Source organism: Rhizobium sp. P1_B8 (genome assembly GCF_056406515.1).
Genome location: NZ_JBFTZZ010000058.1, coordinates 1 through 13,837 on the forward strand (window position 1 = coordinate 1; position 13,837 = coordinate 13,837).

Genomic DNA, 13,837 nt, shown 5'->3' on the forward strand with positions numbered 1-13,837 from the left:
CGGCCGGCTCCGACACCTTCGCCGTCACCAAGCTCGGCGGCAAATCCGTCGTCGCCCGCCTGCGCGCCGATACCGGCATCGCTCCAGGACAAAACACCCGCCTCGCATTCAATCTCGACAAGGCCGTCTTCTTCGATCCCGAGAGCCAGGCGCGGATCGTGTGATGGCCAGGTGTTAACATGAGCAGTTCACCTGATATCGTCATCATCGGTTCAGGCGTCGGCGGCGCCACGGTCGCGGCCGGCCTGGCCTCGACCGGCGCGCAGATATTGATCCTCGAAGCCGGCGATCATATCGCCGACCTTCCGATCAACCGCGACCAACGCGCGATCTTCCAGCGGGGACATTTTCGACCGAAGGAAACCTGGTACGAGGCGAACGGCAAGGGATTCAATCCCGGAAACTATTACAATGTCGGCGGGAATTCGAAGTTCTACGGCGCCGTGCTGTCGCGTTATCGCAAAGAGGATTTCGCAGTCATCGAACACCGCGAGGGCGTATCTCCAGCCTGGCCGTTTCCGTATGAGGTGCTGGAGCCGTGGTACTGCCAGGCTGAACGCATGTATCAGGTCCGTGGCAGTCTGGGCGAAGATCCCACCGAACCGCATCACACGGCTGCCTACGAATACCCGCCAGTCCCCGACGAGGCGCCGATTGCCGATGTCAGGGCGCGCCTCAAGCAGAAAGGCCTGCATCCGTTTTCCCTACCGCTCGGCCTGGATCTTGACGCCTGGCTCTCCAAAGCACGCACGCCATGGGATGCGCATCCAAACGCACGGGACGGCAAGATGGATGCCGAGACTGCAGCCCTCGCAGTGGCGCTGAGACACGAGAACGTGCGGCTCGAAACCACTGCGCGTGTAACGAGGCTCGACCTTGGAGCGGGGAGCCGGATCGACCAGGTGACCTACATCAAGAACGGGCAGACGGTGACTGTTTCGCCTAAGATCGTGATCCTCTCCGCCGGGGCGGTCCAATCATCCGTGCTTTTGCTGCGTTCGAAAAACGACCGCTTCCCACAGGGTCTGGCGAACTCTTCCGACCAGGTGGGCCGCAACTTCATGAATCACAATGCGTCCGCCGTCATCGGGGTCTCGCCGCGGTTCAGGAACACCTCCATCTACCAGAAGACGTTTGCCTTCAACGACTTCTATCTCTCCGACGGGGAGGGCGGACCGCCCCTCGGCAACGTGCAGCTCCTCGGTCGCATCTCTGAAAAGGTCCTCAAGGGCTCTCTGCCGCAGGCTCCGGAGTGGCTTCTGCGCTTCATCACAGGCCATGCCATCGACTTCTATGCGATGAGCGAGGACGTTCCCAATCCCGAAAGCCGTGTCATGGTGGATGGAGACCGGATTATTCTCCAATGGCAACGAACCAACTGGGACGCCCACCTCGCACTTGTCGCCAAGTTGAAGGGGATTCTGAAGTCGATCGGATTTCCGATCGTGCTCTCCAGGCCGTTCGACAAGCGCACGCCCTCGCATCAGTGCGGAACGATCCGCATCGGAAACGATCCCGCGACTGCGCCGCTGAACGCGTACTGCCGTTCGTATGATCACGAAAATCTCTTCGTCGTCGACGCCAGTTTCCTCCCCACCTCGGCCGCGGTGAATCCTGCGCTCACCATCGCCGCCCAAGCGCTGAGAGTGGCAGATCACATCGCGTCGAAGGACTTTGCAGGCGTGACACAGGCGCTGGCGGTCGCCAGGCCGGATGCAACAGGACAGTAAAATGGGATTCGATTACATCATCACTGGCGCCGGTCCGGCAGGATGCGTTCTTGCGAGCCGGCTGAGCGAAGATCCCGATGTCAGCGTGCTCCTGCTCGAAGCGGGCGGAGGCGACTGGAATCCGCTCTTTCACATGCCGGCCGGCTTCGCCAAGATGACCAAAGGCGTTGCCAGCTGGGGATGGGAAACTGTTCCCCAGAAGCACATGAAAGGTCGGGTGCTTCGCTATACGCAGGCGAAAGTCATCGGCGGTGGCTCGTCCATCAACGCCCAGCTCTATACACGCGGAAACGCGGCGGATTATGACCTCTGGGCTCGTGAAGACGGTTGCGAGGGCTGGGACTACCGCTCGATCCTTCCCTATTTCAAACGCGCGGAGGACAATCAGCGCTTCGCTGACGACTATCACTCCTATGGCGGTCCGCTGGGCGTCTCGATGCCGGCTGCGCCGTTGCCGATCTGCGACGCCTATATCCGTGCAGGGCAGGAGCTCGGCATTCCCTATAATCACGACTTCAACGGACGCCAGCAGGCGGGAGTGGGATTTTATCAGCTCACGCAGCGCAACCGCCGCCGGTCGTCGGCTTCGCTCGCCTATCTCTCCCCGATCAAGGACCGGAAGAACCTGACGGTCCGGACGGGCGCGCGCGTCGCCCGTATTATCGTGGAGGGAGCCCGTGCGACAGGCGTCGAAATCGTGACCTCTCGCGGCTTGGAGATCGTGCGCGCCGAACGCGAAGTGCTGGTGTCATCGGGCGCGATCGGATCGCCGAAGCTGCTTTTGCAGTCCGGCATAGGACCGGCCGACCATCTGCGGTCTGTGGGCGTCAAGGTGCTCCACGATCTGCCGGGTGTCGGCGAAAACCTGCAGGATCACCTGGATCTTTTCGTCATCGCTGAATGCACGGGCGATCACACCTATGATGGCGTTGCAAAACTCCACCGGACACTTTGGGCCGGGATTCAATACGTCCTGTTCCGCACCGGTCCTGTCGCCTCGTCGCTCTTCGAGACCGGCGGCTTCTGGTACGCCGATCCGCAAGCCCGTTCTCCTGATATCCAGTTCCATCTCGGCCTGGGTTCGGGCATCGAAGCGGGTGTCGAGCGGCTCAAGAATGCGGGCGTGACACTTAATTCCGCCTATCTGCATCCGCGCTCGCGGGGGACAGTCCGTCTGTCATCCTCTGACCCGGCCGCCTCTCCATTGATCGATCCCAACTACTGGTCCGATCCGCACGACAGGACGATGTCGCTGGAAGGGCTCAAGATCGCGCGCGAGATCATGCAACAGGCGGCGCTGAAGCCCTATGTCATGGCCGAAAGGCTTCCAGGACCGAAGGTCATGACCGACGAAGAGCTTTTCGACTACGGCTGCGCCAACGCAAAGACCGATCATCATCCGGTCGGTACCTGCAAGATGGGGACAGGGCCTGACGCGGTTGTCGGGCTCGATCTCAAGGTCCATGGCCTGGAAGGCCTCAGGGTCTGCGATTCATCCGTCATGCCGCGCGTGCCGTCCTGCAATACCAACGCCCCGACGATCATGGTCGGCGAAAAAGGATCGGACCTCATCCGAGGCTTGCCGGCACTTGCCCCCACCATCTTCGCCTACGAACGCAACGATGTGAGGCCTAGGGCCCGCGCCGAAATCCGGTAAGCCATATCGAGAGGAGAGACGACAATGTCTGAAGTCAGAGTTGCAGTGCTTGGCGCCTCGGGCTGGATGGGAAAGGTCCACACGATGGCCTATCAGACCTTTCCGCATTTCTTCGGAGTGTCGGACGGAACGGCACGGATCGTCGCTCTCGTCGAAGATCCCTCGAAGACAGCCGGGGATCTTTCCCACAGGGCGCCGGGTGCAAGAATTCTTCAGGATTGGAATCTCGCGGTTGCCGATCCTGATGTCGATCTGATTGATATCTGCCTGCCCGACCACCTTCATTACCAGGTGGCCAAGGCAGCCTTGCTGGCCGGCAAACATGTCTATTGCGAGAAGCCATTGGCAAACACCGCCGCTGAAGCGCGGGAACTGGCCGACATCGCCCGGGCGAAGGGTGTCATTACCCGCGTTGGACACGCCTTTCCTCGGAATCCCGTCCATGATCTGGCGAAAGACATCATTCAATCCGGCGAAATTGGCGAGATCAAGCTGTTCCGCGGCTGCCAGCACGTCGACATGTATGGCGATCCCTACGCGCCCTTCATGTGGCGCGCCGATGGAAAGCTTGCGCCGACCGGGATCGTCGGTGATACCGGTTCGCACATCTTCAGCTTCATGGATTTCCTGGTCGGCCGCGTCAGTTCGCTGATCGCCGACAATCTCATTGTGACGCCGCGTCGGCCTGTCGTCGAGGGCCTTGCCTATGGCGAGCAGGTGAAACTGTCAGGCAATGAGACCTGGGCCGATATCACCAATCCCGATGCGACGAACCTGCTGTGTCGGTTCGAGAACGGCGCCGGCGGGATCGTCGATTTCAGCCGTGTCGCGACCGGCCGCAAGTTCATGCAGACCTACGAAATCTATGGAACGAAAGGCAGCATCGCCTATACCTATGACGAGATAAACCGGCTGCGCTTCTACTCCAACGACGACCGGACGGGGCGGCGCGGCTTCCGGGAGATCGACGTGGGGCCTGAAAACCCCACCTTCAGGGCTTTCCTTCCTCTGCCGAATTTCGGCCTAGGCTACAATGAAAGCAAGATCATCGAGGTGGCCGAGGTGATCCGCTCGATCGTCGCAAACAGGCCGATGTGGCCGACATTCGATACCGGCCATCACATCTGCCAGATCGTCGATGCATGCATGGAGTCCTCTCGGCAAAAACGCTGGGTCGACATCCCGCTGGGTTGAACGCCGATGACCATAGACGTTCCGCAGGAAATTCTTGACGCGCTGACCGATGTCGACATGCCGCGGCTCCCAACCGAGCCCGCCCCTTCGGAAGTGGTTCGGCTCGCCGGCGTCCAGGTGCCGATCTATCGGGCTGCTTGCGTCGTTGTCGGATCCGGCGCGGCAGGTCTGCGTGCGGCGGTGGAAATGAAGCGGCGCGGCGATGACGTCGTCATCGTCAGCCAAAGCGCGTGGGGTGGAACCTCGGCCTGTTCGGGATCCGACAAGCAGACCCTTCACACTGCAAATACGGCGGATCAGGGCGACAATTACAAGGCGATGGCCCGAGCCATCCGCAGCGGTGGCGCAATGGACGAGGACACGGCCTATGTCGAGGCTGTGGGTTCGTCCCGGATGATGGCGTCGCTTCAGTTCCTCGGCCTGCCGCTGCCGCAGGATCCGCTGGGCGGAACGCTCAGATATCAGACCGACCATGACGAAGTCGGCCGCGCTACCAGTTGCGGCCCGCGCACGTCACGCCTGATGGTCAAGGTGCTGGCCGAGGAGGCGATCCGGCTCGGCGTGCCGTTTTACAACCAGACCACCGCGGTAAAGATCCTCACCGGGGGCGATGGCGATGACCGTCATGTCGTCGGCATACTCGCCATGCGCGCCCGCGATCGCACGGAGGAGAACCCGCTGGGCATCGCGCTGTTCGTCAGTGGCGTGATCGTGCTTGCGGCCGGCGGACCGGGCGAACTCTATCGCGACAGCGTTTATCCCAACGGCTGCTTCGGCTCGCTCGGATTGGCGCTTGAGGCCGGCGTCGAGCTCGTGAACCTGACCGAAAGCCAGTTTGGTATCGGAACACGCAGGGAAGGGTTCCCGTGGAATCTGTCTGGCACCTACGTCCAGGCGATCCCGCATATCTACTCACTCGATAGCGAAGGCAGGGAGCACCATTTCCTGGCAGAATATTACCGCAGCACGCAGGAGCTGGCGTCGAACATTTTCCGCAAGGGCTATCAGTGGCCATTTCACGCGACGCGCATGCTCGATTTCGGTTCAAGCCTGGTCGACCTTGCCATCGCTAGCGAAACCGCCGCAGGACGGCGCGTCTTTATGGATTTCAACCGCAATCCCCTATCCGTGCCGGGCGATCTGCCGTTCAGCCTGGAAAGACTGGATGAAGACGTCCGCGCATATCTCGGCAAGGCGGGCGCCGACCAGGCCATGCCGATCGATCGCTTGAAGCATATGAACCCGCTCGCGATCGAGCTCTACCGCCGCTACAAGATCGATATTGCCGAAGAGCCGCTGGAATTTGCGGTCAACAACCAGCACATGAACGGCGGCATCATGGTCGACACCTGGGGCCGCAGCAATCTCGGCGGCTGTTATGCGGTTGGAGAAGCGGCGGGCACCCACGGCGTGACGAGGCCGGGCGGAGCGGCGCTCAATGCCGGGCAAGTCTTCGGCACCCGCGCGGCCGAGCACATCAGCGCCAGCCGCAGGGCGAAGCGGCACCCCACGGGGGATATAGCCGATATCGCAGAGGCGGGCATCGCCGACCTCCTTGCCGGCCTCCGCAAGGAGAGCCCGCTCACCGTCAAATCAATCCGCTTGGCAGTGCAGGCACGAATGAGCGAGAAGGCTGGCATCATCTGCGATCAGGAGAGCGTAGGCAGAGCCTTGGTCGAAGCGCGGAAACTGAACGCTGAAATTCGCGCCGACGGCATTGCCTATGGTCGCGCAGCGGAGGCGGTTCGAGGTGTGCAATGGCGGCATATGGCGCTCGCGTCGGAAGCCGTGCTCAGCGCACTTGATTTCTTCATTCGCAATGGAGGCGGCAGCCGCGGGGCGCGCGCAATATGCGATGCGGAGGGCGAATCCCTTCCGCTTGCGAGCGCAGGGCCGTTGCAGGATTATCGTTTCCGGAAGGAACGCGAAGTGCATCGCAAGGAGCAGATCGTCGTTCGGCTTGATGGCGATGAGATTAGGCTTTCAACGCGTGCGAACCGCACTTTCGATGAAAGCGCCAGATCCTTTTTCGAGCGAGACTGGCCAGCCTGGTTGACGGGCCGCATCTACGATCTGGATGCTGGCAACTGAGGTGATGCCAGGAACCTGAATCACTTCGAGAAGGGTCCATGGGTTGATCAATCAGGATTTGCAACGGGAGGCTGAACCCGGAGGCGCTCGGTATCATCAGAGCCTTCGGCGATGGCTTCCTCGCTTCTGCGCACCCGCCTTGGCGGATCCTTGCCTTCGACAGGCTTCGGCGACAGCTGATCGTCGGCCCGGATCTCGTCGGTGTTCAGGTAGTTCTTGCTTTCGTTCATATCGGTCACATCAGGTTGGAGAATTGCGGGGCAGGTCCTTTGCATCGGCGCTTTAAAAGCTAACTCGCAGCGACGTGACAGGTTCCCTCGCTCGCGGCTCACAGATCGGCTTCCGCCTCGGAAACGTCGAGCTCGATCATGACGGGCGCGTGGTCGCTCGTGTGCTCCCAGCCGCGCGGCTTTCGCCGGACGGTCGCCGATCGCAGCCACGGTGCGACGGCCGGACTGAGCAGGAAGTGGTCGATCCGAAGCCCAGCGTCACGTTCGAAGCTGTTTCGCCAGTATTTCCAGAAGGTGTAGATCCGCTCCTCTGGATGCAAATGTCTGACGGCGTCGGTCCAGCCCTGGGCGACGAGATGAGCATAGGCCTTGCGCACTTCCGGCCTGAAAAGGGCATCGTCCAGCCAGCGTTCCGGCTTGTATACGTCGATCTCCGTCGGCATGACGTTGAAGTCGCCGGCCAGGATCGAAGGCACCCCGATATCGAGGAGTTCGATGGCATATTCGTGTAGGCGACGGAACCAGCGAAGCTTGTAATCGAATTTTGCTCCTGGGAACGGATTTCCGTTCGGAAGATAGAGGCATCCGATCAGGATACCGTCGACGACAGCTTCGATATACCGGCTGTGGGTATCGTCCGGATCGCCGGGAAGACCGCGCCGCGTCAGGATCGGGGTCTTGCCCTTCGCCAGGATGGCCACCCCGTTCCAGGATCTCTGTCCATGCCAGACGGCGCCGTAGCCGGCCCGTTCGATCTCCTTTCGTGGAAACCCGGCGTCGTCTGTCTTCAGTTCCTGGAGGCAGACCACATCGGGCGCGTCCTCCTTGAGCCAGCGAAGCAGGATCTGCAGCCGTCCATTGATGCCGTTGACGTTATAGGTTGCGATTTTCACGATGCCCCCGGAAGTCGAAGCACGGACAGGCTCTAGAAACGCTCCCGAGTTTCCGCCTCAGGAAATTCCCGCCCGTAAACATCCCAATGGAGGCGGCGCTCCACACCGCAATGTTCCGCCGGTCGAATCCTCACGGGGTGATCGAGCGAGCCGACCGCCACTTGGCTGCTCAACGCGTCGCACCAAAGACGAAGGCGATGCCGGCGACGATTGCGACCGCTGTCAGCGGCTGCCGGCGTATGCGATCCTCAAGGTCGTGGACGAATGTGCGAGCCTCCGCCTTTGCCAGGCGGGCTGTTCCAGAAGCCAGATCCGAAGCGGATTCGGCCATCCGACCGGCTTCTTTCTGAAGCGCGCGCATTTCTTCGCGATCGACATCGGTGGAGCGGGCCGCTTCACCGGTCGAGCGCAGGGCTTGATCCACGAGTGGAAACTCGTCCTCCAGCTTGGTGGGATCGGGCTCCCGCTTCACACGCTCGGCCGCCTCGACGTCGCTACGGCCGGCGGGAATTGAGGTGTGGGTGGCTGACACCGGATCGGACGCCGGAAAGGTGTCCTCGATTGCTTTGTCGAGTTCGCCTTTACGGGTCTGCTTCCGCTGCTCTGCCTGCTCTTTTCGCATGGACTGGACTGCGGGGGATTCGTTCGGGTTTGCCATCGGGGTTTCCTCTGTTGCACTTCGACAAACAAAGCGACGACGAGGGGAGAAGTTCCATAGAAATGCTTCCTCACCTCACAGAGCAACGGAGATGGAGAAGCGAGTGACTCTGGGTTTGCGATCGCTCGGACTTTTCTGGACGCCGAGTATGGCAATCAATTGAGCCGGACCAAAGTCTTGCCGGCGCCTACTACCTAGGTCGGTTGCAATTTGTCTGCGGAACAGCGAGAAACCTTATGCGTCATATTTTGCATGGGAAAACGGCGAAGAACGGACGAACGAGGCCATGGCATGAGTATCCGGAAACGCGATTTTCTGCGATTGGGCGGCAGCGCGGCCGTCGCTCTCGTCGCTGCCGCATCACCAGCCACATTGAATCTCGGCGGTTTCCTTCCTGTTCTGGCTATGGAACGCGCGCAGGCAAAAGACGGCAACAATGGGAATGGCAACGGCGGTGGGAACGGCAACGGCGGTGGGAACGGCAACGGTAATGGGGGAGGGAATGGCAACAGCGGCGGTAACGGCAACGGGGGAGGGAATGGCAATAGCAATGGTGGTGGCAGCAGCAACAGCAGCAGCAATGGCTCAGGGAATGGCAATGGTGGGAGTTCCACCGGCAGCACGGGATCCTCTTCCTCGTCTTCAGGGTCGTCAGTAGGATCGGGAACGAAAGCGACGGCAGCGTCCGATGGCTCGATCGACGTCCGTCATTCGAATGGTATCACTGAAGTCCTGCAGCGCGGTCGCTACATTATGAAGGACTCGAAAGGCCGGACGATCATAAATCGACAGGCGACAGCCAACGATGCCCGCCGGCTGAGCCGCTTTCTTCGCTGAAGCGTGATAGCGGGGCAATAACTTCTTTCAGCGCCGTTCGCGCCATTGCAGAGCCGCTTCCGTCCTGTTCGAGGCACCAAGCTTGCTCAGAATCTGGGTCATATGGTGCTTTACAGTCTTTTCCTGCAGGCTGAGACGCAAGCCGATATGCTTGTTTGACATGCCTTGGGCGACAAGATCCATCACCTCGCGTTCCCGTGGCGTCAGACTGCTCTTGTCGGAGGTTCCGCCATTCAGCGAATTCTCCATGACCTTTGCCGACATCGTCGGCGAGATATATCGCGAGCCACGCAGGACGGTTTGGATTGCTTCGGCGAGGCCTCGCGAACCGACACCTTTCAGAACATAACCCATCGCACCCCGTTGCAGAGCTCCCAGTAAGGTGTCCACCTCCTCGGATACCGTCAACATCAGCACTTTCGTTGTCGGACTCCGCGCCAGGACGTCACTGACCGCAGACAGCCCGCCGCCGGGCATCGAGACGTCGAGAAGCATGATGTCGGGGTGGTTGTCTGAGGCGATCATCGCCGCGTCGTCGCTGCTGGCTCCCTCACCAACGACGACAAAGCCGCTGATCTCCGACAGGCTACGCGTTACACCCTCTCGAAAAAGCGGATGATCGTCCACGACGCCGATGGTGATTGATGTCATCGCTACTCTCCCACTTCCATTGGCTCGAAGATCATGGTCACGGTCGTTCCTTCTTCGCCTGTCTTGATGTCGAAGGATCCCCCCAGGCTGTCGACGCGCTCCCGCAACCCCACGAGGCCGAGGCTCGTTGGTCTCACCTCGCTCGGATCGAAGCCGTCGCCGTGATCGCTGACTTCGACACGAACATGACCCTTGCGCGAGACAGCCCTGACAGCCTGCTGAACGCCGCCACCGTGGCGATAGGCATTATTCAGGGCCTCCTGAATGAAGCGATAGATACAGATCTTCACGGCAGGAGGAAGGTCCGGTCCATCTTCGTTGATAATCGTTTCGACATGGGTCTCGGTCTTGTGTTGATGCGCTTCGACGACCCGCGTGACGATCTCGGTGATTGAGGACTTCTCGATCTGCGGAAGCACCAGTCCGCTGCAGATATTGCGGATCTCCGTCATCGCCTCGGCAAGGCTCGAGCGTATCCAGGCAAGCTCTTTTTCACGCGCTTCGGGCTGGGTGGACGCATTGATCAACATGTCGCTGTCGAGGCGCAGTGAGGCATAGGCAATGTGCTGGGCTGGACCGTCGTGCAGATCTGCACCGATGCTGCGCAAATAAGTTTCGTTCAGCGCTGCCGCCCGCTGGGAGGCGCGCTGCAGTCGTCGTTGGAGTCCGCGGTTTTCCGCCAGCAGTGCAGACAGTTCATCGACCCGTTCTTTGAGATCCTTGCGTTGCGTCTCGATCGTGCGGCTACCCCGGAACACCAGAACGGAGAGAACAAGGAAAAAGGTCGCCGTGAGAGCGGTGACGGCGCCCCAGCTCCGGAGCCTGGCATGCGCCAGACTATCGCCCAGTCCTTGTGCTGTCTCGTAGAACTCAAGGACGGCGACCGCTTGTCCGGACCACGGCTGGAGCACAGGGTTATAGATCTCCATGAGCGGTTTGCCGAGCGCGCGCTCCTTGTCGCTTTCCGGATCGCTGGCGATTTCGTAGCGCGCGACGAGAGATCCTGCGAATGCCCTCTGCAGCTTGTCGCTTACCGCAAACTTCCTGCCCACCAGCTCCTTTTCGTTCGAATAGAGGATGGTGCCGTCGCTTCGCCACAGCTTGAACGAAACAAGGCGCTTGCCGAGCGCACCTTGACCGAGTGTCTCGTCCAGAGCCTGAGCACTCGCTTCATCAAGCAATGACTCTGTTTGCATATCGGGAAGTAGTGGCGCGATCACGCTGTCCACATAAAGCGCCGTCGCCGCGCCTGAATTGTGGATGACGGCCTCCTCTATCAGGTGGCTTACAAAAAAGCCTACCACGAACATGGCGGCGATCGATATGAGCCCACCCGCGATAAAGAACTGGGAGGCGAGTGAGCGGGCATTCCAGCGACGAAGCCAATTCATTTTGATACCGGTAAGAGACTGCCCGATTAACCTACCGCGTCTTTAGAGTTTTCCAAACAGCGTCAGGGCACATTCCTGGTGTCGAAGACCTCGGCGCCTCTTATGCTCTGGGTCAGCCCGACGGTATCGCCCGACATGGCTGCGCCGAACACGTAGAGAAGGGCGGCCAGAACGATAACAAGGGCGAAGACGGACGCGTTACAGGCGTCATTCACTCTGGATCTATGACTCTGGTTCATGTTCGGATCTCCTTCAGTATCGTTCGAAACGGCGCGAGTCCGATGCGCGTTCCACCTCCGGGACTTCGGTCGGAGTAGGTTGGGACCAAGGTCTGACCCCCGTAGACATCAGCAGATTCAGACATACTTCCTGGCCGACCGACTTGGGTTTGGAGGCTTGTGAGTGATGATTTCCATGGACTTCGAAGGCAGCGCCCGCGCCGCATCTGTCGCTTCTCTCCAGCCGTTCGAGGAAGGCGTCGCCGAATTTTACGATAGCCATCTCGTGCCGATTCTCTTCGAGCCCTATGCTTCGGAGATGGCGATCGTCGCCGAGCGATTGAAGCCGGGCAGCCTTCTCGAGGTCGCGGCAGGGACGGGCGCCTTGACTCGTGCTCTGCGGGCGACGCTTGATCCGGCAACGGAGATCGTTGCCACCGATCTCAGCCAGGCGATGATCGACGTTGGCGCACCATCGCTGACGATGTCGCGGACCCACTGGATGCACGCCGATGCGCAAGATCTCCCGTTCGCGTCTTCGATGTTCGATCTCGTCGTCTGCCAGTTCGGCGTAATGTTCTTTCCGGATAAGCTGAAGGCTTATGGCGAGGCCAAAAGAGTGTTGCGGAACGGAGGTCGTTTCCTGTTCTCGACGTGGGATTCAATCGAGGCCAACGACTTCGCAAGATGTGTGGACGAATGCCTGGGAAGCCTCTTCCCGTCGGATCCGCCGGATTTTTTCAGGCGCTTGCAATATTCCTACTTCGACCCCGATCCGATCAAGGCGCAGCTGACTTCGGCGGGGTTTGACGCGGTATCCTGCGATCGGGTCGAATTGACGTCAGTCGCGGCCACCGCGCGCGACGTGGCTGCGGCGTTCTGCCAAGGCACTCCGCTCAGGGGAGAGGTCGAACGGCGGGTGCCGGAGGAGCGTATGCCGGAAATCGTCGCTCAAGTGGCCGAGCGCGTGGAATCGCGCTACGGAGCCCGTCCTTGCGGCGGCATGAGCGCGCTCATCGTCGCCTGCCGCGCACCATAAGACTCCGTGGCGCAGGCTGTCGCCTCAATCAGGCGATACCGTCGCAAGATCTATCCGCCCGGGTATGACGGCTCGTCGGACTTCAACGGGTGTGCGTAGGAGGCTTCCTCTATCGCGCAGATGACGTGCCGCTCGATCACCAAACAGGTTTCGTCGTACTCTAGCACCAGGTTCGGATTGAACCGTCGCCTTCGAACGGAGTCGCGGGCTTCGACTGCCATCTGATAGGCTTCGAAGAGCTCCAGCTGCCACGGGTCGCGCGCTTCCATGATCAACTTCCGCATATGCGGCAGACGCATCGCCAGGCGCCTGCGTCCGGCTTCCCGGCGGTTGGATCGCGCCATCTCCTTCGATCTCCTGCTTATGCCCGCGATTATGCGGGTTCTCGATCTTGAAATAGCGTCGGCAACGGGCCTTGGAATGGGTTTGGGACCAAAGGCCGGGGTCGATCAGACTGAGGTCTGAGGCGTGGAACGACCCTGTGTCCAGCTAGTTGGTTGGCAGCGGTCACGAAGGCCGCCTCGAAACAGAAGGAGGAGAAAATGATCTCCAAGCTTATCGTCGGTGCGGCAACTGCCGCGACCCTCATGTCGGGCGTCGCATTCGCCCAGTCCTCGACCGTCAACGGTGCCGCCGGTGGCGCGGTCACTGGGGCGATCGTCGGCGGCCCCGTTGGCGCCGCCGTCGGCGGCGTTGCCGGCGCAGTCGTTGGAACCGTGATCGATCCGCCGCCGCAAAAGGTCGTCACCTATGTCCGCGAGGCTCCGGCACCATCGGCGCGCGTGGTCGTGAAGGAGAAGGTTGTCGTCGGTCAGCCCCTGCCGGAGACGGTTGTCGTAACGCCTATTCCGGATGACCCGACCTATGCTTATGCGGTGGTCAATGATGAACGTGTCATCGTCGAACCGTCGTCCCGCAAGGTGATCCAGGTCATCAAGTGATCTGATCCTATCCGCGGCCTCTGCCGCGTCCTCATCCGGAAATCATCGCTCAAAGTCCGGGAACCGCCGCACGATCGACGGCAGCGTCGTCGTGCGGCCAAAAACAGCCGATGCCCCCGGCGGCGACCCCCGCCGCCGGAGCGCCAGCGAGGAGAGGAACATGATCTATTCCGAAGAGAAATCCGGTGGTCTGGCCGTGCCGCTGATCGCCATCCTGCTGGCAATCGCCGGCATTCTCGCCGTGCTTGTCGCCACCGGCGGCCGACATAGCAGTGCCGCCGGCCGTGTCTGGGTTCCACAGGTTCAA

General features: G+C 60.7%; 14 protein-coding genes and 1 pseudogene. 8 read left to right on the forward strand and 7 right to left on the reverse strand.

The features are described 5' to 3' along the window. The 5 genes and pseudogenes from AC1D2N_RS35475 to AC1D2N_RS35495 all read left to right on the forward strand — a co-directional run. A pseudogene (locus AC1D2N_RS35475) lies at positions 1-164 on the forward strand (sugar ABC transporter ATP-binding protein); the annotation flags it as partial. A gap of 15 nt (positions 165-179) precedes the next feature. Continuing rightward, positions 180-1,730, forward strand: coding sequence for a GMC oxidoreductase (locus AC1D2N_RS35480; protein ID WP_130652228.1), 1,551 nt, complete (start codon positions 180-182; stop codon positions 1,728-1,730). Position 1,731: 1 nt separating this feature from the next. Then, positions 1,732-3,387 (forward strand): GMC family oxidoreductase, encoded by a 1,656-nt coding sequence (locus AC1D2N_RS35485; RefSeq protein ID WP_130652229.1) that lies wholly within the window; start codon positions 1,732-1,734, stop codon positions 3,385-3,387. A 24-nt stretch (positions 3,388-3,411) separates the two neighbouring features. Beyond that, positions 3,412-4,581 carry a Gfo/Idh/MocA family protein gene (locus tag AC1D2N_RS35490; protein ID WP_130652230.1) on the forward strand — a complete coding sequence of 390 codons (1,170 nt, stop codon included), beginning with the start codon at positions 3,412-3,414 and terminating at the stop codon, positions 4,579-4,581. Positions 4,582-4,587: 6 nt separating this feature from the next. Then, positions 4,588-6,672, forward strand: coding sequence for an FAD-dependent oxidoreductase (locus AC1D2N_RS35495; RefSeq protein ID WP_130652231.1), 2,085 nt, complete (start codon positions 4,588-4,590; stop codon positions 6,670-6,672). A 47-nt stretch (positions 6,673-6,719) separates the two neighbouring features. On the opposite strand, the gene AC1D2N_RS35500 is transcribed toward AC1D2N_RS35495, so the two are convergent. The 3 genes from AC1D2N_RS35500 to AC1D2N_RS35510 all read right to left on the reverse strand — a co-directional run bounded on the left by AC1D2N_RS35500 (position 6,720) and on the right by AC1D2N_RS35510 (position 8,453). Continuing rightward, positions 6,720-6,902: a hypothetical protein gene (locus tag AC1D2N_RS35500; RefSeq protein WP_047622369.1), complete on the reverse strand. Its 183-nt coding sequence runs from the start codon at positions 6,900-6,902 to the stop codon at positions 6,720-6,722. A gap of 98 nt (positions 6,903-7,000) precedes the next feature. Next, entirely contained in the window at positions 7,001-7,795 is a 795-nt protein-coding gene (xth, locus tag AC1D2N_RS35505) for an exodeoxyribonuclease III (protein WP_047622357.1), read from the reverse strand. A 169-nt stretch (positions 7,796-7,964) separates the two neighbouring features. After that, a complete protein-coding gene (locus AC1D2N_RS35510) occupies positions 7,965-8,453 on the reverse strand; it encodes a hypothetical protein (protein ID WP_047622356.1) in 489 nt (162 codons plus the stop codon). Positions 8,454-8,744: 291 nt separating this feature from the next. Here AC1D2N_RS35510 and AC1D2N_RS35515 point away from each other — a divergent pair, with 291 nt between their 5' ends. Further along, entirely contained in the window at positions 8,745-9,290 is a 546-nt protein-coding gene (locus AC1D2N_RS35515; protein ID WP_080764132.1) for a hypothetical protein, read from the forward strand. 27 nt (positions 9,291-9,317) lie between these two features. On the opposite strand, the gene AC1D2N_RS35520 is transcribed toward AC1D2N_RS35515, so the two are convergent. The 3 genes from AC1D2N_RS35520 to AC1D2N_RS35530 all read right to left on the reverse strand — a co-directional run bounded on the left by AC1D2N_RS35520 (position 9,318) and on the right by AC1D2N_RS35530 (position 11,571). Further along, positions 9,318-9,941 carry a response regulator gene (locus AC1D2N_RS35520; RefSeq protein ID WP_047622355.1) on the reverse strand — a complete coding sequence of 208 codons (624 nt, stop codon included), beginning with the start codon at positions 9,939-9,941 and terminating at the stop codon, positions 9,318-9,320. Positions 9,942-9,943: 2 nt separating this feature from the next. Beyond that, a complete protein-coding gene (locus AC1D2N_RS35525; RefSeq protein WP_130652232.1) occupies positions 9,944-11,332 on the reverse strand; it encodes a sensor histidine kinase in 1,389 nt (462 codons plus the stop codon). A 62-nt stretch (positions 11,333-11,394) separates the two neighbouring features. Continuing rightward, positions 11,395-11,571: a hypothetical protein gene (locus AC1D2N_RS35530; protein WP_018241692.1), complete on the reverse strand. Its 177-nt coding sequence runs from the start codon at positions 11,569-11,571 to the stop codon at positions 11,395-11,397. 166 nt (positions 11,572-11,737) lie between these two features. Here AC1D2N_RS35530 and AC1D2N_RS35535 point away from each other — a divergent pair, with 166 nt between their 5' ends. After that, a complete protein-coding gene (locus tag AC1D2N_RS35535; protein ID WP_130653528.1) occupies positions 11,738-12,589 on the forward strand; it encodes a class I SAM-dependent methyltransferase in 852 nt (283 codons plus the stop codon). 50 nt (positions 12,590-12,639) lie between these two features. On the opposite strand, the gene AC1D2N_RS35540 is transcribed toward AC1D2N_RS35535, so the two are convergent. Then, positions 12,640-12,933: a hypothetical protein gene (locus AC1D2N_RS35540; RefSeq protein WP_018241694.1), complete on the reverse strand. Its 294-nt coding sequence runs from the start codon at positions 12,931-12,933 to the stop codon at positions 12,640-12,642. Positions 12,934-13,131: 198 nt separating this feature from the next. On the opposite strand from AC1D2N_RS35540, the gene AC1D2N_RS35545 reads away from it, so the two are divergent. Further along, positions 13,132-13,530 (forward strand): DUF1236 domain-containing protein, encoded by a 399-nt coding sequence (locus AC1D2N_RS35545; protein ID WP_026230571.1) that lies wholly within the window; start codon positions 13,132-13,134, stop codon positions 13,528-13,530. The last annotated feature ends 307 nt before the right edge of the window (positions 13,531-13,837 follow it).

Coding starts and splice junctions, on each gene's coding strand:
- AC1D2N_RS35480 (WP_130652228.1), top strand. CDS start 180: ATGAGCAGTTCACCTGATATCGTCATCATCGGTTCAGGCGTCGGCGGC.
- AC1D2N_RS35485 (WP_130652229.1), top strand. CDS start 1,732: ATGGGATTCGATTACATCATCACTGGCGCCGGTCCGGCAGGATGCGTT.
- AC1D2N_RS35490 (WP_130652230.1), top strand. CDS start 3,412: ATGTCTGAAGTCAGAGTTGCAGTGCTTGGCGCCTCGGGCTGGATGGGA.
- AC1D2N_RS35495 (WP_130652231.1), top strand. CDS start 4,588: ATGACCATAGACGTTCCGCAGGAAATTCTTGACGCGCTGACCGATGTC.
- AC1D2N_RS35500 (WP_047622369.1), bottom strand. CDS start 6,902: ATGAACGAAAGCAAGAACTACCTGAACACCGACGAGATCCGGGCCGAC.
- AC1D2N_RS35510 (WP_047622356.1), bottom strand. CDS start 8,453: ATGGCAAACCCGAACGAATCCCCCGCAGTCCAGTCCATGCGAAAAGAG.
- AC1D2N_RS35515 (WP_080764132.1), top strand. CDS start 8,745: ATGAGTATCCGGAAACGCGATTTTCTGCGATTGGGCGGCAGCGCGGCC.
- AC1D2N_RS35520 (WP_047622355.1), bottom strand. CDS start 9,941: ATGACATCAATCACCATCGGCGTCGTGGACGATCATCCGCTTTTTCGA.
- AC1D2N_RS35525 (WP_130652232.1), bottom strand. CDS start 11,332: ATGAATTGGCTTCGTCGCTGGAATGCCCGCTCACTCGCCTCCCAGTTC.
- AC1D2N_RS35530 (WP_018241692.1), bottom strand. CDS start 11,571: ATGAACCAGAGTCATAGATCCAGAGTGAATGACGCCTGTAACGCGTCC.
- AC1D2N_RS35535 (WP_130653528.1), top strand. CDS start 11,738: ATGATTTCCATGGACTTCGAAGGCAGCGCCCGCGCCGCATCTGTCGCT.
- AC1D2N_RS35540 (WP_018241694.1), bottom strand. CDS start 12,933: ATGGCGCGATCCAACCGCCGGGAAGCCGGACGCAGGCGCCTGGCGATG.
- AC1D2N_RS35545 (WP_026230571.1), top strand. CDS start 13,132: ATGATCTCCAAGCTTATCGTCGGTGCGGCAACTGCCGCGACCCTCATG.